We start from the raw sequence: 21,025 nt of genomic DNA on the forward strand, positions 1-21,025 counted from the left end.
ATCTTCGGCTTTTTAATTTAGCCAATTTATAATTTGAGAGCACAACTATGCATCGACAAACCTTGATAGCTAAGGTGTTGGCGTGCCTGAGTGCCGGTCTGTCTGAGCTTGCTCAAGTTGATTTACTAAAAGCAAGCCAGCCACAACCGGATTTAACAGAGCGTGCACAGCTTACCCTTATCCCAATCGCTGAGCGACAAGCCAGTGAACTGCAAGCGAAAGGCGCCGACAAAGGCGTGACTTATGGGCCTGCGTACAATAAAAACCTAAGCCCAAATGCACTCGACAGACGAGTGATGACTTTGCAGCTTGAACTGGCGCTTGAAGAGGCTGATGCCTCTGCGTTGATAGCGCGGTTGGATAACTTGGTCAGTGCCGCTGAGGCTTCGATTATAAAGGACGAAACGCCCGTCCCTTGGCAACACTTTATATGCGAAAAAAGCAGTTTTAGTTATAGCAACCAAGTCAATTCAATGCTCGCTAAGGCGACGCTGACTTGGCAGTTTTATTACCAAGTTGAGTACCCCGAGGAGGCCGGTGTTGAGGTAACAGAAGTGTATCTTGGCCCGCATGGTGGCGAGCATCGCTTAATTTACAAAACCCCAGAAGAAGGACCGATAGCGTGATAGCCAATCAACATTTTTCAGACTTAGCCATGTCCGACTTACAGCAGCGTCTTACTAAGTTAATTAGCCTAGGAACGGTGCATGAAGTGGATTACGAAACGGCGACCGTCAAGGTCAAAATGGGTGATTGGATCACGGCAAAGTTACCTTGGCTAACGGCGCAAGCTGCTCATGATATGACTTGGCAAGCACCTGAAGTTGGTGAGCAAGTGATGGTGCTATCTCCCTGTGGAGATACTTCCCAGGGAGTAGTACTTGGCAGTTTGTATAGTCAAAAATTTGCGCCAAAACAATTGGGAGTATCGCCTGAAAATCGCCCTGATGTTCATAAGGTTCAATATCAAGATGGCAGCTCAATCACGTATGACCGAAAGAGTCATCGTTATCTGATTGATATTCAAGGAGCGGATGCCACTGTGGATGTGCTTTCAGCAGGGACGCTGAATATTACAACAGCCAAAGACATCCGAGTAGAAACACAAGCTAATGCGACCGTATTGAGTGCAAAAGATGCAACTTTGAAGTGTGATGGAAGTGCTTCTGTTCAAGCGGGGGGGGGACGTCAGTGTTGAAGGGGCAAGTATTGCCTTAAATGGTGGCTCACCTTGTGTGACTACGGCACATGTATGTCATTTTACTGGCAGTCCACATGGTGACGGCTCATCTACAGTTACAGCGGGGAAGTGACATGGCATTAGATGCAAATGCATTAGAAAACATGATCAAAGCGGAGCTTGAAGCCGAGGGTTTTGTGTTGGCAGGTGCGCATGCAGGAGCTGGCAAACTGGCTGCTGCGATTGCTAAAGCCGTAGTTGAACATATGACTCAGGCTGCGGAGGTTCCTGTATCAGGAGGCTCCAGCGCGGGAATTTACAAAGTGACTTAAGGAGTCGTCATGATAGGAATGAATGCCAAAACGGGCAAGCCGCTCGGTGGTGTTGAGCATCTAAAACAGAGTATTCGCGATATTGTGACCACACCGCTTGGCAGTCGCGTTATGCGACGCGATTATGGCTGCGGCTTATATGAGCTTGTAGATAGGCCTTTTTCTCACTCTTTGGTGGGGGATATCACTATGACCATCGCCAATGCACTGGAGAAGTGGGAACCACGCTTTCAACTTGATGGTGTTGCGGTACATCCAGCAGGTGAGGGCAAGTTGTCTATCGAAATAAAAGGATTGTATTTAATCAACGGGGAGCCTGTCACCATCGAGGGTATCCAGATCTAAGTCATTTTTTATCCACCTTATCCGTAAAGGATAAGGTCAACAAACGCTAATTTTTATGAAGTTATTAGGGCCATACAAGGCAGCTTGTATGGCCCTTTTTATTCTCTAACTGACATGTCTTTAAAGGAGATAACTATGTCAAAATTTCTACACGGTGTAGAAGTCATTGAGGCGCAATCCGGCACGCGTCCAATCAAAACAGTAAAAAGCTCAGTAATTGGTGTGATTGGTACGGCACCTAGTGCAGATCCAGAAAAGTTTCCACTTAACACACCTGTATTGGTTGCTGGTAAACGTGCTGAAGCTGCACCGTTGGGTACAGAAGGAACACTACCTGCGGCAATGGACGGTATTTTTGACCAAGCTGGTGCGGTAGTCGTTGTGGTTCGTGTCGATGGTGCTGATGAAGCGGCAATCATGTCAAACATGGTTGGCGGTGTGGCAGCAGACGGTTCTTATGAAGGTGTACAAGCTTTCCTTGGTGCTGAGTCAGTACTTGGGGTAACACCACGTATTCTTGTGGCGCCAGGTTATGCGCATCAACGCCCTGAAGGTAATCGTAACCCAGTTATCACAGAGCTTGTGAACGTGGCTGAGCGTCTTCGTGCGGTTATCATCGCAGATGGTCCAAACACCAACGATGAGGATGCAAAAACATATCGTGCAGACTTTGGTTCGCGTCGTGTGTTCGTTGTTGACCCTCATGTCAAAGTATTCCGCGATGGCAAAACAGAAGTTGAACCTGCAAGTGCACGTGTTGCGGGCATGATTGCTAAGTCGGACAACGACCGAGGCTTTTGGTGGAGCCCAAGTAATACCAATATGAACGGTATTGTGGCAACTGCACGTCCTATCGACTTCCAGCTGGGCGATGCTAACGCACGTGCGAATATGCTGAACGAAAAAGAAGTGTCGACCATTATTCGTCAAAACGGCTTTAAGCTTTGGGGTAACCATACTTGTTCTGACGACCCTAAATGGGCATTCCTGTCAGTGGTACGTACCGCAGATATGATCAACGACTCACTACTGCGTGCGCACATGTGGGCGGTTGACCGCAATATCACCAAAACTTACATCGAAGATGTTACGCAAAGTGTGCAGTCGTACCTTGATAGCTTAAAAGCACAAGGTGCAATTCTTGGCGGTCAAATTTGGGCTGACGAAGAGTTAAACACACCGGCCAATATTCAAGCGGGTAAAGTGTATTTTAGCTTTGACTTCACGCCGCCAACACCGGCTGAGCACATCACCTTCAAGAGTATTCTAACTAACAACTACCTAGAGGAAATCGTATAATGGCAATCTCTCCAAAAATTCTTAAAAAATTCAAGCTGTTTGTAGACGGTAAAGGCTATCTAGGTATCGCTGATGAAATCCAGCTACCAAAAGTAACCGTAAAAACTCGCGAAGTGACGTCGGGTTTTCAAGCGCCGGTTGAGCTTGATGTTGGCCAACTTGAAAAGCTAGAAGGCACAATCACGTTACTTGAATACAACGCTGACATGATGAAGCTACTTGGCGATTGGAGCGGTGCGACAACGCCATTAACGGCTCGTGGTGCAATCCAAGCGCAAGGCGAAGCGCCAGTACCTGTAGTGGTAACGCTTGAAGGCTTCTTCAAAGAAGTGGATATGGGCAGCTGGAAAGATGGCGAAGAAGCTAAGCTAACGCTGCAATATGCAATTCAGAAGTACAAGCTACAGATCGGTCAAGATGTGATTTACGAAATTGACCTATACAACGACGTTCGTACCGTTAATGGTAAGGACCAAATGGCAGCACTTCGCGCAGCAATCGGAGCTTAATCCATGAAAGAAATCATTACCTTAGCATTCCCAATTACGGTCGATGGGCATGAGTATGCAGAACTGACAATGAGACGACCAAAAGTACGCGATCGGTTAATGGTGGATAGAGCGGATATCAGCGAGTCTGAAAGCGAAATTCGTTATTTCTCGCACTTATGCGAAGTTTCTCCAGATATCATCGAAGAGCTTGATTGGAGTGATTTTGTGAAGCTGCGAGAAACGCTACAAGCTTTTCTCGTGTCCCGCCAAAGCGCTTAAAAGCCATGGTTATCGCTCTGGCCAAATATACTGGCTGGGGCTTGGCCGAACTCAACGCGCTGACCGAAGACGAACTCATCGAGTGGTTTGAAGCAGCGCTTGATTACAAACAAGCGACAGAAGCGGGCTAAACCGATGACCGCAACCGCCCCTTAACCCTTTAAGGGGCGCATTTCCATACTTTTAGACGCTTTAGCTTAGGCCTCAGCTTAAGCTAAAGCGTTTCACTTTTCTCTATTTTCCTCAGGTAACGCCATGACAAAACAAGGTAAACAGGTTCGTTCACGAGAGGCGAACAAAGTCAAAAATAAGTTGCCACAGGTAACTTCGCTTGCTAACCAAGTTGCTCATTTAGGTAGTCTAGTTGCAAAGCTCAATGCCAATTCGGCGACTAGTGCGCAGATCCAGCAATTAATTTCCATCATGACTCAACTTAATGCCAGCGCGGTGTTAAGTCCACAGGCTTCATTCTCAGTACCTGAGTTTCAGGCACCTGCCGCTGGTGAAAATACTGTGCCTAGTAGCCAGTTGGTGCAGCAGGCTGAGCAGGTCATGTTGGCGTTGCCCGATTCTTTACAGCATGCGATAAGTGGCTTGTCTGAACGGGTTGCAGAACTGGATTTCAGCGCCGCAAGCCAAACCGTACAAGTTGAGTTGGCGGCATTAGCCGAACACGTTCCTTCACTTTTTAACGCAATTTCCGTTGCACCAGCCGTGACTGCGGCAACAAATGCATCGAAGCAAAGCCAATCTGTAACCGATGCTCAGCAGCAATTTTGCCTAGATGCAGCGTCATTGGGCCAAGCTTTGCCGGAATTTACAGCGAGTTTAGATTTCGCTGCTTTGCCAAAGCAGCTGCTCGAAACAGGTAGTTTGTTGAGCAATATTGAGTTTGCAGAGGTACTCAAAGGAGAGCTTGGTTCGTTAACAGAAGCTGCTCCTGCGTTATTAACTCAATTTGGCTTTGACGATGCGGCAAATGTGGTGACGCAGTTTGCGCCAGCTGTGAATCAATTGGATATTCCTGGACTTATTCAAGGCGATTTACAAAGTTTGCAGCAGGCTTTACCAAGCTTGCTAGAAGCCGTTGATCTTAAGGCATTGAACCAAACTCTTGCGCAAGAAATACCGGCGCTTGCACAACTTGATTTAGCCGGGCTTGCTAATGGTGAGCTGGGGTCGTTGGCCGCAACGTTACCAAATTTACTCGAGGCGGCGGGACTTGATGGTGCCGCAAACTCGGTATCTGCGGCTTTGCCAGCGCTACAACAATTGGACATAGGAGCAATTGCGGATGGTGATATCCAGTCGTTGCTACAAAGTGCTCCTGCATTATTAGATGCATTGGATATGCAAGGTGCGTCACAGGCTTTTGGTTCAGTTCTTCCTATCGCTGAAAAACTCGATTTTAAGGGCTTAATGGATGGTGAGCTGAGCAGCTTAGTGGATGCCGCACCTGAAGTGCTTAGAGCATTTGAACTTGGCGATGCTGCGGATAAGCTACAAGCTGCGGTTCCTGGCTTAAAACAACTGAATCTCAAGCAAATTGCCAGCGGTGACGTATCAAGCCTTATGGCGGCAGGTCCTTCATTACTAAAGGCATTTGAGTTAGACGGTGCTGCTGGTGTACTCGAAGGCGCATTACCGGCATTAGAAAAACTGGATGTCGACGCGATTTTGGGGGGCGACATCAACTCCCTTGTAAGCGCAGGGCCTGAACTGTTGAATGCATTTGGGCTAAACGATGCGGCAAGTGTACTAGATCAACACGCTGATCTACTCTCCAATATTGATTTAAAAGGCGTTCTCAAGGGAGATCTATCTTCACTTACCAACAGCTTACCAGATTTATTTGGTGAGTTTGGATTAGACGGTATTAGCGATGATTTATCTGAGTCGTTTGCTGAGTTAGAAAGTGATGTTGAAGAGAAGAAATCTACGCGTAAAAAAGGACGCAAGAAGCGAGGCAGAAAGCGTAACAAGCGAGCTAGGTCTTCTAATCTAGCGGATAAACAAGAAACGTCGGCGGAGCGCGAGCACAAGCCGCGCAAAATCAACAAACGAAGCGCCAATAAACCCGCTTTGAAACTGTTGGACGGCGGGAAAGCTCCCAGCGTAAAAGCACAGTTAGATAATCAAGCATCGCAACCAAAGTCCAAAGCAAAAGCCAAAAAAGTCAAAATGATGGCTGCCTCAAATGATGCTAGTTATCAAAAGCTTGGCAGTTTCTCTCCGGCTAAAGGTGGCAAACTTGGTCAGTTATTCAAGGGGTCTAAAAAGTTACTTGGGCGTGCGGCTGCACCGCTTAGTGTGGCGTTAGGTGCATTCGATGCGTTTACGGCATTAACTGATGACACGTTAACGACTAAAGAAAAAACCACTCAGGTTGGAGCTGCAGCGGGTGGCGCAGGCGGCGCACTCGCTGGCGCCGCAGCAGGCGCGGCAATTGGCTCGGTTATTCCTGTGGTTGGCACTGCAATCGGTGGCTTAGTCGGTGGTGCACTCGGCGCGATGGGCGGTGAGTCAATCGGAGGTTGGTTTGGTGACAAACTTGGTGGCTGGTTCTCTGACGATGCTCAGGACTCAGCGTCAGGCACCTCAAGCCCTTCGGTGACAGAGCGCTTGCTCGATAGCGCAACGAGTTTTGCCACTATGGGGCCGCTGGGCTTAATTAGCGACACCCTCGGTGGTTGGTTATCAAAAGGCGATGAACACGTTGCGCAAACAGACAACAAAACGGCTGTGATTAGTACGCCTCAACACGGTGAAGCAACAAAAAACAGTGCACTCGACTTTGTTAAAAATAATGTCATTAATGAGCTGAATTTAGCCACAGGCACGGCTGCTGCGTTTGCTGCTAATCAAGGGATGACAACCGGCAAAATTCACGGCGTCAGCAAGGCGGGTGATTTGGCAGGCAGAGCGTTAAACGCACACACAGTATGGGAAACGCTCAATAATGATGGGCTTTCTGTTAAAGAAAAAGCGGCTGACATTGGTAGCACGCTAGGCGGCATGTTTTCTGCTGATGCTGTATCTGGTGCACTGTCAAAGAGCAAAAATCCCTATGTGAGAATGGCGGCCCCTATGGCGGGTTACCTTACCAACAATATGGTTGGTGATGCCATAAAAGGTTGGTTTAGCGATGACAAAACATCAGCCACCAATGAGGCTAAAGCACCAGATCCGAATAGTTTAAATCAACAGAATGTGAGTGCGAATAAACTATCTGAATATTCATCGGCGCCGCAGCCGAGCGCTGCATCGGTAACGGTGAACGCCAATATCACAGTCAATGCAAAAGATGGCCAACAGGCTTATGAGGTTGCGCAGCAAGTGAAGCAAATTTTGGATCAGCAACAACAACAAGCTGAGCAAGAGCTTAGTGCTCGATATTACAATCAAGTGGCATAACGATAGAGGACTAAATGAGCAAAGTTAATCATGCTAAACATATGATGCAACTGGGAGACTACAAGTTTTCAGTAAGCACCGCAGCGTTTAATAAGCTCCAGTACGATTCTCAATATCGCTGGGAAGCCCACAAATCTCAGACTGATAAGGACTCTCCGCCGATGCAATTTATTGGCGTAGGAGAGCAAACCTTAAACATTGAAGGGGTGATCTTCCCGCAAATTGTGGATAACGGCTTGAAGCAATTAGACATGATGAGAGATGAAGCCGCCAAAGGGGAGCCGATGACGCTTGGCTATGTTGAAGAAAGTGGGAAATCTAGTCCAAGCGTAGGGCGCGTGATGGGTAAGTGGGTCATCAAGCGGATAAGTGAAACGCGGACCTTATTTTTTAATGATGGGATCCCACGAGAAATCCAATTTTCAATGGAGCTCAGCCGCTATTAAGCGCGCTGGATGCTAAGGAGTCGTTATGAGCAAAGGGGTAACTTATATTACGCGAGATGGTGATTGTCTCGATCTCATCTGTTTTAAGCACTATGGCCGCAGTAGTGGCATGGTAGAAAAGGTGCTAGAAGCCAATCATGGCTTGGCAGAGCTTGGGCCAATTTATTCGGAGCAGATCAGTATTTTTCTTCCCGAAATCGCAAAACCTACTGTGTCTAAAGTGATCAATATTTGGGATTAATATGGACTTACAACCGCATTATTCTATTAAAGCAAATGGCAATGAGGTATCAAAAACACTGAAGAACCGCTTGGCTGAGCTCAGTGTTACAACACGCACGGGACTGGCGAGTGATACCTGCTATGTACGATTTGACAATTTAGTTGACGCGCCCATTGCCTTACCCACACCAACGGATCAACTAGAAATTGCGATGGGATATAAAGAAGGCACCAAAGATCAGAGTGCTCCCTCAACCAAATTAGGTATTTTCGAAGTGGGCGCTTATGAATTGACTGGCCCCAATCGCTCGTTGACGTTTTATGGTAATAAAGTGCTATGGGATCAAGATTTTAAAGCACTAAAAATACGTTCGTGGCCAGAGCAGGGGAAGGATGAGCCGCTGATGCTGGACAAGCTTATTCAAGACATTGCTGGTGAGTATGGACTACAGGCAAAAATAGGTGATGCTTTTCAGGGCCGAGAAATACCGCACATTGAGCAAAGTGAAAGCGATATGCAATTGCTAAGCAAGCTTGCCGTGTAGTTTGATGCAATCATGAAGATTGCGGATGACAAGCTTATATTTATGGCTAAAGGTACTGGAAAGTCGTTAACTGGCAAAGCTTTGCCTAGCGTGACGGTAAGTAAAAAGCAGCTGGTTTCATGGCAGCTTAATGCTAATCACAACAAGTTAGTCAAAGGGGTGCAAGCTTATTTTTACGATAAAGCGTTAGCGCAAAAAACATTGGTAAGTGTCGGTGGCGGTTCACCTAACACGACACTCTCTTACGTTTACCATAACGAGGCGGAAGCACAAACCGCGGCGACGGCCATGTTACAGCGTTTAAATCGAGCGCATACCAGTGTGCAGCTTTGTGTGGTTGGCGACCCTAATTTATTAGCAGGTGGCGTGATAACTATCGAAGAGGTTGACGATAATCTCAACGGTGACTGGTTTGTCTGTGAGGTCAAGCATGTAATTAATCACGTCGGCTTTAAAAGCTATTTAGTATGCGAAGCATTAGGTTAAGTTAAATCCCACATTTCTTATACCAAGCGTCTGCGATTATCGCGTTGAGCGCTTCCTTCCTTAATTTTTTCCTTTCTCCCTGTGTCCCGCACAGGGTGTATTTTTATCTCATCCATCACAGATGAGATATCACCCTTACTCCATGTGGGCCATCCTCATTTTGAGGCTCTGGCCTCTTTCCTATCTGTAATTCAATGTAATGGTGTAAGTCAGAAATAGCTTCTACACTGCAGTAATGCTTCATGAATTGAACTACTGGAAAAAGGATTACAACATGTCACATCACTGCAATCAAAATCCCATTGTTTCAGCGGCCATATACCCACCCATAGGTGTAATGCGGGTTGGTAACAGCCCAGATGAATTTTTTATTGGCCCTGAGGTCGATACCGCCATTCCAAGAGAGATGAATTACTATCGCGATAGCACGGGAGCGTTGAAGCGCCAAGCCGCGCGCTTTCGTATTTATGGATTGGACGCTGAGGGCAACATCGTTAAAGAACTCACTTGCGACGATGGCACTTCTATCATTTGGCATGCACGCTTGGCTAATCAAAAAGCATCTTGGTATGAGTTTCAATTAGTGTTGGATATTCCAGAGGCGGCAGAAGCTGAGCCGAGTTTACTACGCAACCTCAATGTAAACGACCGTAACAGCTTGCTCATTGATGGTGGAGCGCAGCAGATCAGTGGTATTGCTTCAGGGTGCGGTTGTAGTCGCTTTGAAGGATGCTTTGCCGATAAAAAAGTTTACTTAGGCGAAATGCGTACCGATGACAAGGGCCGCTTACTTATGCTTGGTGGACACGGGGTGTCAGAAAATCCTCAAGGCCACGAGGCGATAACTTTCGGTAATAATGAAGGCTGGTACGATGATACTTCGGACGGCCCTGTAACTGCTGAGGTGAAATATCAAGGCAAAGCACTTGATGTGAAACCTGCATGGGTTATTTGTGCGCCACCAGATTACGCGCCAATGCAAAAATCTCCGCGAACCATGTGGGATTTAATGCGTCAGGTTGCAGTTGATGCCAAGATGCTACCAGCACCTGAAGGTAACCCCTCCTTTAGTAAAGACATTCTGCCAATTTTCCAAAGGTTAACCGATTTACAATGGGTTAATGCGGGATTTGCCGCAGGGTTTGGCTGGAATAGCCCCTTTGATTTTACTTCAGAGACTTGGATCAGCCGTTTAAATGACAATTCACGCACATGGCAAGAAGCAAGACGTAATCTCTTTAATAACTTTAGACAGATAGAAAAAGTCACCACGGCGGATGAAAAACATAGTTGGAACCCTAAATTTGCCGCTACCGCTCCGCAGTTGTGGCCTTGGTTGTACGGCGATGCGATGAGTGTAGATGCCGATGACTCGCCAAGGCAGTTTGTCACCCTGACAGACATTCAGTTGAATATGTTACAGCAGTGGTCGAATGGCGAATTTGACTCTGATTACGACCCTTGTTATTGCCCCCCAACCAGCATTGATGAAATTCCGGTTGCTGAGCAGCCTGAGATGTTAACTAAAGCGGCGATGGAGTTCTGTTTAGCGGATGCTTTCCACCCTGGATGTGAAATGACTTGGCCAATGCGTACAGTGGGCATGTATAGCGAGGCTTTCCGTCTTAAACATTCAGAAGATACTGCACCGACCCACGGCACCAATTATGGCGTGGAAATGACATCAGAAATCGCGCTGCATTCGAGCGGCCCATTAAAAACGGGGCAGGTTGCTGGTGGCATTACACGTTGGATGGCCATTCCTTGGCAAACAGACACCGCGAGTTGTCGCGATGGCTACAATGAAGCGTACGACCCTTATTTACCGACCTTTTGGCCTGCACGAGTGCCAAATAATATGCTTAGCGAGCAAAATTATCACCGGGTAGTCGATGAAACTAAGCCATTTGCAGAGCGACAAGCAGCATTTAATGATCGGGAGCTGTGGCTAAACGATTTGCCGATAGGCCCTTCAACCAACTATATTGAGCAGATCAACAGTATGATCACTGGGTTTGGTCAATTGGCGGTGGTATTACCGAAAACAGAAAAAGGCGTAACTGGTTTTCCAACCACCATGCAAGTAGGGTTAACACCAGTCAAAGCGGAAAAACTGCTGGCTGCGGATAATAACGAAAGCATGCGAGATTGTCGTCCTGATTTGTCACAAACCGACAAAGCACACCGCCGGAATCGCAAATAATAAGGGCTAATATGGCTGAAAGGAAATCGGATATTGTCATTGTAGGTGCAGGCATTGCTGGATGCATTGCTGCACTTGCTTTGCATCCCCACTATCAGGTCATAGTAGTCGATAAGCTCGCTACAGCTAAAGACAAAGTGGGCGAGTGTTTACCGCCAGCGGCCTCTAGAATTCTCAAAAAGCTTAACCTGTTGCACTTATTACAAAGCCCGGAACATCTCACTTGTCACGGTATGATTTCGTTTTGGGGCAGTGAATCGCCTACCATAGTGGATAACGTTAAAAACCCCGATGGTTTGGGGTGGCACATTCATCGGCAGCATTTTGAACAGCAGCTTCGTGATCAATTAGTGCTTCGTGGTATCCCTTTGTTATCCTCTACAAAGCTCACTGATGTGGTGCAAACACAATCAGGGTGGCAAGTTAGGGTTGAAGGCTGCGACACTGACATGTCTATCACGACAACACTGCTTATTGATGCCACCGGTCGCGCCTGTCATCTGGCGAGGCGACTCGGTGCAAAACTACAACAGTTTGATAAGCAAATGGCACTGTGGCTTACCGCAGAGGTTGCCACGACGAAACAGTTTGCGGTGATAAGCGATGAAGAAAATGGCTGGTGGTATAGTGCACCGAGCGCGGCATGCTCTTCACTCGACTCCAATATGCAGCCGCGGGTGTTTTCTTGGCAGGCTTGCGCTGATGCGATCAAAAAGTGCAACATCACCAGCGCTCGAGATTTTTTAGCAAAAGTAAAGCAGGTGAGGGGGTTTAACACCTTAGTGGACTTGGTGAATATAGAAACAGCACACCTGCATCCAATGGTAAGTGCAAATTCGGCCCGTTTGGATAGTTGCGCAGCAAAAGGCTGGTATGCGGTGGGTGATGCGAGCATGAGCTTTGATCCGCTCTCTTCGCAAGGTATGTTGCATGCCATGACCAGCAGCATGCAACTTGCGGATATGCTGCTGTTGCACGGCATGGATTACAAACATGGCGCAAAACTATATCAGTCGCAAATGGATAGAGTGTGGATGCGTTACCTTGAGCATCGACAGCACTTTTACGAGGGGTCAAAGTTAATCGGTTAACAGGTATTATTGTTTTGTTTTGATGCTGAAAAAGTAGCAGGTAACGATAATTGAGCTACTGTTTAAAGGTATATAAATAAGCCGTGTTTGGTTTAAGGAAGCTATATGCCTATCCAGCAAGATAACATTGAAGAAACCTTGTTTTTCAGCCAGTTACTAAAGCAAACCTCAGCAATAGAATTATTAAAACAAGTACTTATGCATTCTCATCATGCGGTGGTTGTCACCGATGCAGATAGGGAAAATGGCTACCGCATCGTCTACGCCAATAAAAAGTTTTGTACGCATACGGGTTATGAGCTCGCAGAGCTTGTTGGCAATTCTCCGGCGATTTTACAAGGGCCTAAAAGTAATAAAAGCGTTATTGCTAAGCTAAGCGATGCCCTTGAGCGCAACGGCTTTTTCTACGGATCCTCTATCAACTATCGTAAAGATGGCAGTATGTATCCGGTAGAGTGGAATATTTCCGCTATTCGTAATGAGCAAGGGGAGGTGACACATTATATTTCGATGCAAAAAGACTTAACTAATCTGCGTCGACTCGCAGAACAAATCCAAGAGTCGACAGAAGTCTTTAAGAAGTTTTACTTTAAAATCTCACATAATCAGGCATTTGTTGGGCCTGAAGCGCGACGCCAAAGAGATCGAGGAAAGATTGCGCCAGAGGCAATTGAATTGTTTGATGAAACCCTCGAAGAGCTCAAGAAAAATGAAAAATTACTCAACGGTAATTTACGCTCAGAAGCCGCCAATGATCTATTCGATGATGCTTTTTTCGATATGGGCCCAGACGACCTCGGAGCATTTTCAAGTAAATTGCAAAAAGAGGCGGAATCTGCCAGCGAATTTTGGCTTGAGTGTCCGATAGAAGGCGATGATGTTGCATGTTTACTTGAAGCCGTAGAAGAGGTAGATTCCGAAGTTGGCCTTATTCAAGCCAACGGATATTCACAGCAACGTATTGAACTAATTGTAAAGTTGTACAAAGAATTGGCTAATAGCTTGTATTTTTGTGTTGAGTTTAATGATGGCGCGTTATTAATTGATGAGGTTGCAGAATGTTTAACGGCGCATTTGCACGATAAAGATATTCCCGTTGAGATGCTGGTGATGTTTAACAAAGATTTGTTTGTTTGGATTAAAGAAGTGTTTGAATCGAAAGAATGCGACAACATCTATAGTGGTGAAACCAATACCATTGCTGCTGGCCGTCAGTTGATTGCGATGCTTAAAATGTCTGAATAAATGTTGCCTAGAAGTGGCGATGAACACTCACCTATTCTCTGCCGTCAGTGGAAGCTGAATATGAGCAATTGCGCCTTGTGCTTGTTCAAAATCGACTTGATTTTCTTGCGTGGTGGGAATTTCTATCAAGGTTTGAGCAAGTGACTTAATCGGCGAGAGAGAATTATGAATCTCGTGGCTGAGTACTCTGATCATTTTTTGCCAAGCGTCGCGCTGAGCTTGGCTGACAACCGCTTGCACATCAGTCAGGATCACCAAGTGTGCCTGCATGCCTGCAATGGTAAGCTCACTATAGCGAAGCTGTCACTCATCACCTAGAGTAGGGTGGTTAAAGCGCCAATGTCTACTATGATACTCAAGGCTAAACTTATGCGCTTTTAACAAACGCTGGCTTTGCCATGGTTTGCCAATCCAATTTGAGAAGGCTTCATTGGCATGCACCAAGGCGGTATTGTTATCGAAAATTGCGATGGGGCTGGGCAGTTGCTGCAATACCCCTTTGATCCCAGCCCGTACGGTGAGCTTATTCACCCTATCTTGAACCAATAAAAATACTTCATTACAGGCATCAATATTCGACTGCGCAAGCTGCAGGTTGGCTTTGTGTAAGGTCTGCAATTATGATATTCGCTGTTGCTCAATATTAATGCGACGTTTCAGCTGGCGATGGGTAAGTACCGCGCGTTGGTAGTCGAGTTTAGAAACAACTCCATCTTCAACCAATTCTCCTTGAGCGGTAACCTCCAGTTCGGCACTTTCTAACTCAGATCTCAGAATTTCCAAATCCGCCTGATGAGACAGCAGTTCTCGTTGTTGATTGATATCGAGTTGTAGATATTGGTCTTGCGATTGCGCCAAACTGCGTTTGGCATCTTTTAAAGATTGGGCCAAATTTGCATCTTGTAACCTCATGATGATGCTGTCGGGAACCCGGGCGCAACACAATTTCTTCAACCGTGGCATCGCTTGCGGCACTTATCAAACGCGGCGTTTTCGATTTAAGCTGTCCATATCCAGATACACTGACCTCTAAATCCCCTTGCTGGACTTCTGCAATCCATGTTTTCGCTATGGGCAAAGATGCCTGCGCTGAGGACTGTATTAGCAGCCATATAATAACTACGGCGAAAATGGTTCCGCCAACAGCCCACAACCAGTTAACCTTGTTGCGCTTTTTATATTCGACTTGTATATCCATGTTGATATCTCTGGTGGAATGAAGGTTGTTATTACTCAGTAGATAACAAGTCGCATGCCAAAATTTAATTAACTGAAATTATTGAAATTTTTATTTTGTCTGCTTGCATGGAAGGAGGATTTTTGCGGTTTCGAAAATAAAAATTGTGGTTTTGGGATGAGTTAGCACAGCACTTTTGTTGAATTTATGTAATTTTTTGTTGCAGTTTGGTCCGTGGTCTGGTTTTATTTGGCATAGAAAAAGATGTAAGGATAACTACTAATTATGAATCTCAATTCACACTATTCATTAGAAAGAGTTGTGAGCTCTAAAGATCAAAAGTATATCGAAGGATTATCGATATACTCTAGGTACACACACCCTGCTCTTAGAACGGAAACTAATACAATTACTTATTGGCTAGATAACTATAACAAAAAGTTTGATGATGAGTTCCATGTCCTTGTTTTTTCAAATAATGAAATAGTTATTGGCTATACTCAACTAACCTATTTCGTTGAAGAAAATATAGTTGTTATTGACTATATATCCATAGATGAAAGATATAGGAAGAACAATACCTTTTTTGAGTTTGCAGATCAGCTTGCCCAGTATATTGAGAGTAAATTTCCCAGCTCAAGCTTTTCCGTTGTAGAGCTAGCCTTGATAGATCAGCCTTATCATCAAAGTGATAATTTTGAGTTGATGAAAAAGCTACTAGGCATGATTGGATTTTATGAGTTGGATCTTGATTATTGGCAATTAGAGCTTTCAGCTAGCAATCATGAAAGCAAGGTTCCTGCACATTTATTTTTAAATCCTAGGCCTCTTCATTGTAGTTTAAGGAAAGAAACCGCATTGGATTTACTACACATGCTGTATATTAAACATTACTCAAGGTGGTTTGAAGTATACGAGGAAGATAAAGTTATTTTATACAAGGAAAAAGCTCAAGAGCTTTATAGCACCGCAAAGACATCTCTCGTTGATGATGTTTATTTTAAAGGTGGAAGTGATAAAGCATATGAAAGTATAGTAAAGACAACAACTGCACAGCCTACTCAACATTTAGGTCTGTCGGTAAAATTGACTTTTTTATTTTTGGTATTAGCGTTATCTTTAGTGTTTTTTATTAAAAAAACAGAAATAGATAAAGATGATTTCTTTTACTTTTATGGTTTTCTTTCCGTTAGTTTCGTCTTTTTTCTTTCTTTGTTCTCGTCGCGTGCACTGGAGGTACTAAAAGTTGTATCTAAAACCTTCAGCGACATTTTAAAAGGAAAGCCATAAAGTTACATCCACCTCTTTTTAGTATGTTAACCCTTTGAAAAAAAGGATCTAACTTGGAGAGTTTGGAAGATAGTTTCGGGTTACTTGTACTTCGTAAGAGCAGTGTGGATATGATATGTATCGAGTTGCTCTTTTTCTCTAACAAGTTAAAACTGTGTAAAATTGAGTTTATGTAATCAATAGAATAAAGCCAAAGATGTTCGCTTTCTCCATTATAAAAGGTGTGGATCGGAGTTACACTTTCCTTGTACTTGTCTGTAAATATAAATTCATAACTATTACTAGTTTCGTATTCTAAAACTAAAACTCCACCTTTTTTTGTTACTCGATTAAGCTCTTTAATAGCAAGCTGTGCATCAACATAATTTAGTACCGAACCTACACACATATTACAATATCAAATGACTCATCAAAAAAAGGAATGTTTGTCACAGAGCCTACTATTGATTTGTCCTCAAAATTTAATAAATTCTCTGCTATATCTAGATGATAAATAAAATCACCAGATATTCCGTAAGAGTTACCTCCTGAACCCGCAAGTAATACTCTTTCTGATAATTTCACACCATCTTCTATGCTTAAATAATCGTATAAATACTGCTTAATTTTTCTGTAGGTGTGATAGTGCCATTGATCGGAAATATCCCAGATATTCTGAAGCTTATTATACTTATCTCTTACATCACACTCTTCAATCATAATTAGTAGTTATCCTTACTAACTAGCAATTCGTTTCCTTACATTGGCTTTAGTGATCTTTTTTTGCAGCGCGTTGTCGGTAACATGGGTATAAATTTCCGTGGTTGAGATACTACTGTGTCCGAGCAACCGTTGGACGAATCGAATGTCGAGGCCTGATTCAAGTAGTTCGCATGCCGCGCTGTGCCTTAGCATGTGTGGAGTGACTTTGAGTTGGGTGTATGCTTGTTGACTAAGTTTTTTGATTAGTTTGCGTAAGAATTGCGTTGAGGCGGGTTCCCCGCGGCTATTAATCAGTAAATGATCGCAATGTGGTGCGCAAATAGCGCGGCTTTCAATATAGTTCTTGAGTAATTTGGCTATTTCTTGATCTGTGAGATACACAAACCGTTCTCTGGCTCCCTTACCTAAGATTTTAATCTTCTTTTCGTTGATATAGATGTCAGTTAAACAAATTCCAGCAAGCTCAGAGACGCGGATCCCTGTGCTAATCATAAGTTCTAACGCGATGAGTGAAGTAAATTCATTTAGCATGCGCTTTTGACTGATGCTATATGTGTTTGATGATTCTACCCATAAGTTTTTACAGTTTTTTCTGGCTTGTTTGAGCAAGCGTTTCAAGTCTGAGTGTGGTACGTTTCTTGGTAATCTTTTGGGTAGCTTAATGTCTAGCTGGAATTTATGAAAAGGATTAAGCTCGATGAATTCCTCTCGCTCAAGCCACTGGAACATAGCCCTTACACACGCCATTTTGCGCTTTATTGATGTGTTTGATAGCTCTGCATCAACCAGAAATTGATGGAACTGTGATAAGTCTACTTTGCTAATATCTTTAATGCTTTTATTTTCATCAAGTGCCTGCATAAACTGCTTTAGGTCAATTTGATATGCTTTCAAGGTGTGATCTGAGAGTTTACGTTTATCTTTACACAGGGAAATGAACTGTTGAGAAAGTTGGTTTATTGATTGCACTGCGATAAATCTACTTTTGCTAATACCTAATTTAGTGACCGTATTAGAACAGATTGTTGATAAAAACTGTATATAATCAATTGATTTAAAGGAATGTAGAATACAAGCGTGTTGTTAAATAGGCTCCAAGTCGGAGCCTCGGTATTATGACAATAATTGTTTATTCGCTAATCTGCATTTGTTCAAAGAGCGTATGGTAGTCTTCTAGATGCCAATTTTTAGTGATTTTCTCACCATCAACGTAGTAAACATCGACGGCTCGAAAATCAATGGCTTGACCTGCTCCTTGGTGCTCACCAAATTGGCCGCTGAAGTGTCCAAAGAAACGTAGTCGTACCGTGACAAATGAACCACTGACTAGTAAGTGTTCGACTTCTGCTTTCAGGTCTGGCACTGCGCGACGAAATCCTGATGAGGCTTCTAGCACGCCTTTCAAGCCTTGCTTTCTACCTCTTGGTAATGTCATATCAGTAAATGTGTTACTTAGTGCCTGTCTCGCAAACTTAGTGTCTCCACTGTGCCAAAAAGCAGCGTATTGCAATACGGCATTCGCGGCTATTTGACATTGTGTTGAGTCACAAATTTGCGCAACCTTTGCTACGGGTAACTCCTCATTGGGTGCTGCTAATGCTATAGTCGCACTGACACTTAGTGCTAAAATTAAAGCATGTTTAATCATTACCGAGCACCTCTAAAACACGCGCTCTGGGTTGGTTGGTACGTCTTGCTGCTTTAGGGTCCATTTCGCGATGTCTATCTTGCGCATAAACTTAACCTTTGGGTGCGATTTTGCGTAACGAATAAAGTCGTCAAGTGCTTTTACGCGAGCCGGACTGCCTGCGAGCCTGTCGTGTGCACTGATAGACATCATACGGCGCTGGGATTTTCCTTCTTCATAAAGCACATCAAATTCGTCCTTTAACTCTTGCAAATAGGCTTTTGCTGTCATTGCGGAACTGCCGCCATAGCGCACGATATCGTTATTTCTAAAGGTATAAGGCACCACCACGAAGGGCTTGCCATTAACCGGGGTAAACGAAGGCTCATCCCGAGATAAGTCATCAATATGATAGACAAAGCCAAGGGACTGCAAAATAGTTAATGTTTGCTCAGAGTGGCGCATCCAAAACGCATTAAAGCCTTGTGGTCTTTGCCCTGTGATCTTTTCAAGCACGTCTGCACTGTGAATATAAGATGCTCGTTCTGCTTCGGGTGTCATCGAGTATTGTGGTGTCCAGTTTTGTCCATGACCTGAAATCTCATGCCCCTTTTGAGCCACCATTTTGGCAAGTTCAGGATTGAGCTCTGCAGCTTTTCCTACCATGTGGGACGTCACTTTGATGTTGTGCTTATCCCAAAGCTTAAGCAATCGTGGGATCCCTTCATTCATGCCATACTGATACCAAGTAAGAGCGACGGTGTCGGGGTAGCCTGCTTCTTGCTGAGGAAATGGCCCTGGATCGCTTGGGTCTTGTGCGGTTGCTTCAAACTGCATGGAGATAGAGATCACCAGTTGAGCATCATCAGGCCAGTAATTGCCAGACTCTACTTCAGCGCCGTGGGCTGTGCCTGCAAGCAGGGCGGTTGCTGTTAGTAGTGCTCGAATACTTGTGGTCAACGTGGTACGCATGGTTATTCTCCTGCGGCTCTTGGGCCTGCATACACAGAAAGTGTTGCCTGCGCTAAGCTATGCTGGTGGATAAAAAATCCAGTAAGTGGTGCCGTTGCACCAGCTGGCACGGGGAGTGTAACTACATCTAGCGCATGCACGGTAAAGGTGTATTTATGCTTGCGACCAATAGGCGGGCACGGGCCAAAGTACCCAGGCTTTCCTAAATCCGTATTACCTTCAATGGCTTGGCTTGGTAAAGTTTCTGCGAGCCTCGTGGTGTCTTTGGGCAGGTTATACACTTGCCAGTGCCAAAATCCGCTGCCGGTTGGCGCGTCTTGATCGTAAAATGTCACCGCAAAGCTCTTGGTTTGTTTAGGTGCATTTGACCAAACTAAGGTTGGCCGTGTGCTGTTTCCCTCGCAGCCAAATTGATCCCAGTATTGAAATGGTCGAATAGATTTTTCGGCAACAAGATCTGGGCTTTCTAGTGTAAACTCAGGTGCTGAGATTGCATTGGTTGCACCGAGTAATGCCATAGAGGCTAGGGATAAGTTCAGTAATAATGGTTTCATATTGCACCTTTTGCTCTTAATTGTTGAAAATCTGCATAGTCGGTGTAGCCCTGCTCGCTACCACCAAATAAAGGCGCATCAGGGTTGATTGGACTCAAAGGTAATTGATGAATCAGACGGTATACGAGATCTGGGTTGGAGATAAATTTGCGACCAAAAGCCACAAAGTCGACTAGGCCTTGTTCAATAAGGGCTTCGGCTTGCTCTGGCTCGTAATTTCCCGCCACAATAATGGCGCCGTGAAATTTTCTTCTTAGTGCTTGCCTAAAACTCTCCGTCACGACCGGCGCATCATCCCAGTCTGCTTCAGCTAAGTGCACATAGGCAATGCCTAGGCGGTTAAAGTGCTCCGCGGCGAGCAAGATAGTATCAATGGCCTCTTCGTCTTGCATGCCACGTTGAGTAATAAAAGGCGCTAATCGGATCCCTACTTTTTCAGGCCCAATTGCTTGGCTAATCGCGGTGATAACTTCAACCGCAAAGCGAATTCGGTTTTCCTTCGAGCCACCATATTGATCATGACGTTGATTAGAGCTGCGGCGTAAAAACTGGTCAATTAAGTAGCCGTTACCAGCGTGGATCTCAACGCCATTAAACCCTGCCATCATGGCATTTTCAGCCGCATGAACATAATCTTCGACTATGCTCTGTATTTCTTGGGTTGCCAGCGCGCGTGGTGTCGGGCAATCGACCATTTCACCCACTCCTTTTTCATTGACTACCCACACTTGTGCGTCAGGCGCGAGTGCTGAGGGGGCGACGGGTTGGCCATCTTCATGAAAAGTAGAGTGAGACATACGACCGACATGCCAAAGCTGACAGAAAATACGACCACCTTTTTGATGTACTGCATGGGTGATTTCCTTCCATCCGGCAACCTGCGAAGCGGTATAAATTCCGGGAGTAAATGAATATCCTTTGCCCTGACAAGAGATTTGTGTGGCTTCACTAATGATAAGCCCTGCCGAAGCGCGTTGGGCGTAGTACTTTGCCATCAACTGGTTTGGAATATCTCCCGGTTGTGTTGTTCGAGAGCGGGTCATTGGTGCCATCAAAATGCGGTTTGGTAAGATTAAATTACCGATTTTTTTCTGCGTAAATAACAATGGATCAGACATAGTATTC

26 protein-coding genes are annotated in these 21,025 nt (G+C 45.0%); 17 read left to right on the forward strand and 9 right to left on the reverse strand.

Translation table 11 applies throughout. The features are described 5' to 3' along the window. Positions 1 to 47 precede the first annotated feature (47 nt). From PPIS_RS01340 to PPIS_RS01415, 16 genes are all read left to right on the forward strand, one after another. On the forward strand, positions 48 to 626 hold the full coding sequence (locus tag PPIS_RS01340) for a hypothetical protein (RefSeq protein ID WP_010378386.1): 579 nt from the start codon (positions 48 to 50) through the stop codon (positions 624 to 626). After that, on the forward strand, positions 623 to 1,198 hold the full coding sequence (locus PPIS_RS01345) for a phage baseplate assembly protein V (RefSeq protein WP_010378388.1): 576 nt from the start codon (positions 623 to 625) through the stop codon (positions 1,196 to 1,198). Before PPIS_RS01340 ends, PPIS_RS01345 begins: the two co-directional genes overlap by 4 nt. 116 nt (positions 1,199 to 1,314) lie before the next feature. Then, positions 1,315 to 1,512 carry a hypothetical protein gene (locus PPIS_RS01355; RefSeq protein ID WP_010378390.1) on the forward strand — a complete coding sequence of 66 codons (198 nt, stop codon included), beginning with the start codon at positions 1,315 to 1,317 and terminating at the stop codon, positions 1,510 to 1,512. Between the two features lie 9 nt (positions 1,513 to 1,521). Continuing rightward, a complete protein-coding gene (locus PPIS_RS01360) occupies positions 1,522 to 1,857 on the forward strand; it encodes a GPW/gp25 family protein (protein ID WP_017218947.1) in 336 nt (111 codons plus the stop codon). A gap of 135 nt (positions 1,858 to 1,992) precedes the next feature. After that, complete coding sequence (locus tag PPIS_RS01365; protein WP_010378396.1) at positions 1,993 to 3,156, forward strand: phage tail sheath C-terminal domain-containing protein; 1,164 nt, start codon at positions 1,993 to 1,995, stop codon at positions 3,154 to 3,156. Beyond that, positions 3,156 to 3,665 carry a phage major tail tube protein gene (locus PPIS_RS01370; RefSeq protein ID WP_010378397.1) on the forward strand — a complete coding sequence of 170 codons (510 nt, stop codon included), beginning with the start codon at positions 3,156 to 3,158 and terminating at the stop codon, positions 3,663 to 3,665. Before PPIS_RS01365 ends, PPIS_RS01370 begins: the two co-directional genes overlap by 1 nt. A gap of 3 nt (positions 3,666 to 3,668) precedes the next feature. Next, complete coding sequence (locus PPIS_RS01375) at positions 3,669 to 3,926, forward strand: phage tail assembly protein (protein ID WP_010378399.1); 258 nt, start codon at positions 3,669 to 3,671, stop codon at positions 3,924 to 3,926. A 5-nt stretch (positions 3,927 to 3,931) separates the two neighbouring features. Beyond that, entirely contained in the window at positions 3,932 to 4,057 is a 126-nt protein-coding gene (locus tag PPIS_RS25595; protein WP_017218950.1) for a hypothetical protein, read from the forward strand. A gap of 124 nt (positions 4,058 to 4,181) precedes the next feature. After that, positions 4,182 to 7,340 (forward strand): hypothetical protein, encoded by a 3,159-nt coding sequence (locus PPIS_RS01380; RefSeq protein WP_010378401.1) that lies wholly within the window; start codon positions 4,182 to 4,184, stop codon positions 7,338 to 7,340. A 14-nt stretch (positions 7,341 to 7,354) separates the two neighbouring features. Next, complete coding sequence (locus PPIS_RS01385; RefSeq protein WP_010378403.1) at positions 7,355 to 7,786, forward strand: phage tail protein; 432 nt, start codon at positions 7,355 to 7,357, stop codon at positions 7,784 to 7,786. Positions 7,787 to 7,811: 25 nt separating this feature from the next. After that, on the forward strand, positions 7,812 to 8,027 hold the full coding sequence (locus PPIS_RS01390; RefSeq protein WP_010378405.1) for a tail protein X: 216 nt from the start codon (positions 7,812 to 7,814) through the stop codon (positions 8,025 to 8,027). 1 nt (position 8,028) lies between these two features. Further along, a complete protein-coding gene (locus PPIS_RS01395) occupies positions 8,029 to 8,553 on the forward strand; it encodes a phage late control D (protein WP_010378407.1) in 525 nt (174 codons plus the stop codon). Positions 8,554 to 8,565: 12 nt separating this feature from the next. Next, positions 8,566 to 9,039, forward strand: coding sequence for an XkdQ/YqbQ family protein (locus tag PPIS_RS01400; protein ID WP_010378409.1), 474 nt, complete (start codon positions 8,566 to 8,568; stop codon positions 9,037 to 9,039). Positions 9,040 to 9,313: 274 nt separating this feature from the next. Then, positions 9,314 to 11,242: a LodA/GoxA family CTQ-dependent oxidase gene (locus PPIS_RS01405; RefSeq protein WP_010378411.1), complete on the forward strand. Its 1,929-nt coding sequence runs from the start codon at positions 9,314 to 9,316 to the stop codon at positions 11,240 to 11,242. 11 nt (positions 11,243 to 11,253) lie between these two features. Next, positions 11,254 to 12,333, forward strand: coding sequence for an NAD(P)/FAD-dependent oxidoreductase (locus PPIS_RS01410; RefSeq protein ID WP_010378412.1), 1,080 nt, complete (start codon positions 11,254 to 11,256; stop codon positions 12,331 to 12,333). Positions 12,334 to 12,438: 105 nt separating this feature from the next. After that, positions 12,439 to 13,578, forward strand: a complete 1,140-nt coding sequence (locus PPIS_RS01415; RefSeq protein WP_010378414.1) for a PAS domain-containing protein — start codon at positions 12,439 to 12,441, stop codon at positions 13,576 to 13,578. A gap of 27 nt (positions 13,579 to 13,605) precedes the next feature. Here the strand turns inward: PPIS_RS01415 and PPIS_RS01420 are convergent, their stop codons facing one another. Genes PPIS_RS01420 through PPIS_RS01430 form a run of 3 tightly spaced genes read right to left on the reverse strand, consistent with a single transcriptional unit; the run spans position 13,606 to position 14,490 of the window. Continuing rightward, on the reverse strand, positions 13,606 to 13,833 hold the full coding sequence (locus PPIS_RS01420) for a histidine kinase (RefSeq protein WP_248694123.1): 228 nt from the start codon (positions 13,831 to 13,833) through the stop codon (positions 13,606 to 13,608). A gap of 48 nt (positions 13,834 to 13,881) precedes the next feature. Beyond that, on the reverse strand, positions 13,882 to 14,196 hold the full coding sequence (locus PPIS_RS01425) for a hypothetical protein (protein WP_010378419.1): 315 nt from the start codon (positions 14,194 to 14,196) through the stop codon (positions 13,882 to 13,884). Then, entirely contained in the window at positions 14,197 to 14,490 is a 294-nt protein-coding gene (locus PPIS_RS01430) for a hypothetical protein (RefSeq protein ID WP_010378422.1), read from the reverse strand. 550 nt (positions 14,491 to 15,040) lie between these two features. On the opposite strand from PPIS_RS01430, the gene PPIS_RS01435 reads away from it, so the two are divergent. Beyond that, the gene (locus PPIS_RS01435; RefSeq protein WP_010379547.1) at positions 15,041 to 16,045 is read left to right on the forward strand and encodes a hypothetical protein; all 1,005 of its coding nucleotides are present in this window, start codon (positions 15,041 to 15,043) and stop codon (positions 16,043 to 16,045) included. A gap of 378 nt (positions 16,046 to 16,423) precedes the next feature. Here PPIS_RS01435 and PPIS_RS01440 read toward each other — a convergent pair whose 3' ends face one another. The 6 genes from PPIS_RS01440 to PPIS_RS01465 form a co-directional block, all read right to left on the reverse strand. Beyond that, positions 16,424 to 16,744 carry a class I SAM-dependent methyltransferase gene (locus tag PPIS_RS01440; RefSeq protein ID WP_010379545.1) on the reverse strand — a complete coding sequence of 107 codons (321 nt, stop codon included), beginning with the start codon at positions 16,742 to 16,744 and terminating at the stop codon, positions 16,424 to 16,426. An 18-nt stretch (positions 16,745 to 16,762) separates the two neighbouring features. Beyond that, positions 16,763 to 17,716 carry a tyrosine-type recombinase/integrase gene (locus PPIS_RS01445; protein WP_010369592.1) on the reverse strand — a complete coding sequence of 318 codons (954 nt, stop codon included), beginning with the start codon at positions 17,714 to 17,716 and terminating at the stop codon, positions 16,763 to 16,765. Positions 17,717 to 17,876: 160 nt separating this feature from the next. Then, positions 17,877 to 18,395: an ester cyclase gene (locus tag PPIS_RS01450; RefSeq protein ID WP_010369589.1), complete on the reverse strand. Its 519-nt coding sequence runs from the start codon at positions 18,393 to 18,395 to the stop codon at positions 17,877 to 17,879. A 12-nt stretch (positions 18,396 to 18,407) separates the two neighbouring features. Next, positions 18,408 to 19,346, reverse strand: a complete 939-nt coding sequence (locus PPIS_RS01455; RefSeq protein WP_010369587.1) for a polysaccharide deacetylase family protein — start codon at positions 19,344 to 19,346, stop codon at positions 18,408 to 18,410. Between the two features lie 2 nt (positions 19,347 to 19,348). Beyond that, entirely contained in the window at positions 19,349 to 19,900 is a 552-nt protein-coding gene (locus PPIS_RS01460; RefSeq protein WP_010369584.1) for a YbhB/YbcL family Raf kinase inhibitor-like protein, read from the reverse strand. Then, positions 19,897 to 21,018, reverse strand: a complete 1,122-nt coding sequence (locus PPIS_RS01465; RefSeq protein ID WP_010369581.1) for an alkene reductase — start codon at positions 21,016 to 21,018, stop codon at positions 19,897 to 19,899. Before PPIS_RS01465 ends, PPIS_RS01460 begins: the two co-directional genes overlap by 4 nt. Positions 21,019 to 21,025 lie beyond the last annotated feature (7 nt).

Origin of the sequence: Pseudoalteromonas piscicida, from assembly GCF_000238315.3 — a bacterium.
Taxonomy (GTDB): Bacteria; Pseudomonadota; Gammaproteobacteria; order Enterobacterales; family Alteromonadaceae; genus Pseudoalteromonas; species Pseudoalteromonas piscicida.

Excerpts from the sequence above, each read along its gene's own strand:
- PPIS_RS01415 (WP_010378414.1), top strand. The coding sequence starts at position 12,439 with ATGCCTATCCAGCAAGATAACATTGAAGAAACCTTGTTTTTCAGCCAG.
- PPIS_RS01410 (WP_010378412.1), top strand. The coding sequence starts at position 11,254 with ATGGCTGAAAGGAAATCGGATATTGTCATTGTAGGTGCAGGCATTGCT.
- PPIS_RS01465 (WP_010369581.1), bottom strand. The coding sequence starts at position 21,018 with ATGTCTGATCCATTGTTATTTACGCAGAAAAAAATCGGTAATTTAATC.
- PPIS_RS01385 (WP_010378403.1), top strand. The coding sequence starts at position 7,355 with ATGAGCAAAGTTAATCATGCTAAACATATGATGCAACTGGGAGACTAC.
- PPIS_RS01375 (WP_010378399.1), top strand. The coding sequence starts at position 3,669 with ATGAAAGAAATCATTACCTTAGCATTCCCAATTACGGTCGATGGGCAT.
- PPIS_RS01365 (WP_010378396.1), top strand. The coding sequence starts at position 1,993 with ATGTCAAAATTTCTACACGGTGTAGAAGTCATTGAGGCGCAATCCGGC.
- PPIS_RS01435 (WP_010379547.1), top strand. The coding sequence starts at position 15,041 with ATGAATCTCAATTCACACTATTCATTAGAAAGAGTTGTGAGCTCTAAA.
- PPIS_RS01450 (WP_010369589.1), bottom strand. The coding sequence starts at position 18,395 with ATGATTAAACATGCTTTAATTTTAGCACTAAGTGTCAGTGCGACTATA.
- PPIS_RS25595 (WP_017218950.1), top strand. The coding sequence starts at position 3,932 with ATGGTTATCGCTCTGGCCAAATATACTGGCTGGGGCTTGGCCGAACTC.
- PPIS_RS01340 (WP_010378386.1), top strand. The coding sequence starts at position 48 with ATGCATCGACAAACCTTGATAGCTAAGGTGTTGGCGTGCCTGAGTGCC.
- PPIS_RS01370 (WP_010378397.1), top strand. The coding sequence starts at position 3,156 with ATGGCAATCTCTCCAAAAATTCTTAAAAAATTCAAGCTGTTTGTAGAC.
- PPIS_RS01380 (WP_010378401.1), top strand. The coding sequence starts at position 4,182 with ATGACAAAACAAGGTAAACAGGTTCGTTCACGAGAGGCGAACAAAGTC.
- PPIS_RS01360 (WP_017218947.1), top strand. The coding sequence starts at position 1,522 with ATGATAGGAATGAATGCCAAAACGGGCAAGCCGCTCGGTGGTGTTGAG.
- PPIS_RS01395 (WP_010378407.1), top strand. The coding sequence starts at position 8,029 with ATGGACTTACAACCGCATTATTCTATTAAAGCAAATGGCAATGAGGTA.
- PPIS_RS01440 (WP_010379545.1), bottom strand. The coding sequence starts at position 16,744 with ATGATTGAAGAGTGTGATGTAAGAGATAAGTATAATAAGCTTCAGAAT.
- PPIS_RS01390 (WP_010378405.1), top strand. The coding sequence starts at position 7,812 with ATGAGCAAAGGGGTAACTTATATTACGCGAGATGGTGATTGTCTCGAT.
- PPIS_RS01400 (WP_010378409.1), top strand. The coding sequence starts at position 8,566 with ATGAAGATTGCGGATGACAAGCTTATATTTATGGCTAAAGGTACTGGA.
- PPIS_RS01405 (WP_010378411.1), top strand. The coding sequence starts at position 9,314 with ATGTCACATCACTGCAATCAAAATCCCATTGTTTCAGCGGCCATATAC.
- PPIS_RS01430 (WP_010378422.1), bottom strand. The coding sequence starts at position 14,490 with ATGAGGTTACAAGATGCAAATTTGGCCCAATCTTTAAAAGATGCCAAA.
- PPIS_RS01460 (WP_010369584.1), bottom strand. The coding sequence starts at position 19,900 with ATGAAACCATTATTACTGAACTTATCCCTAGCCTCTATGGCATTACTC.
- PPIS_RS01455 (WP_010369587.1), bottom strand. The coding sequence starts at position 19,346 with ATGCGTACCACGTTGACCACAAGTATTCGAGCACTACTAACAGCAACC.
- PPIS_RS01355 (WP_010378390.1), top strand. The coding sequence starts at position 1,315 with ATGGCATTAGATGCAAATGCATTAGAAAACATGATCAAAGCGGAGCTT.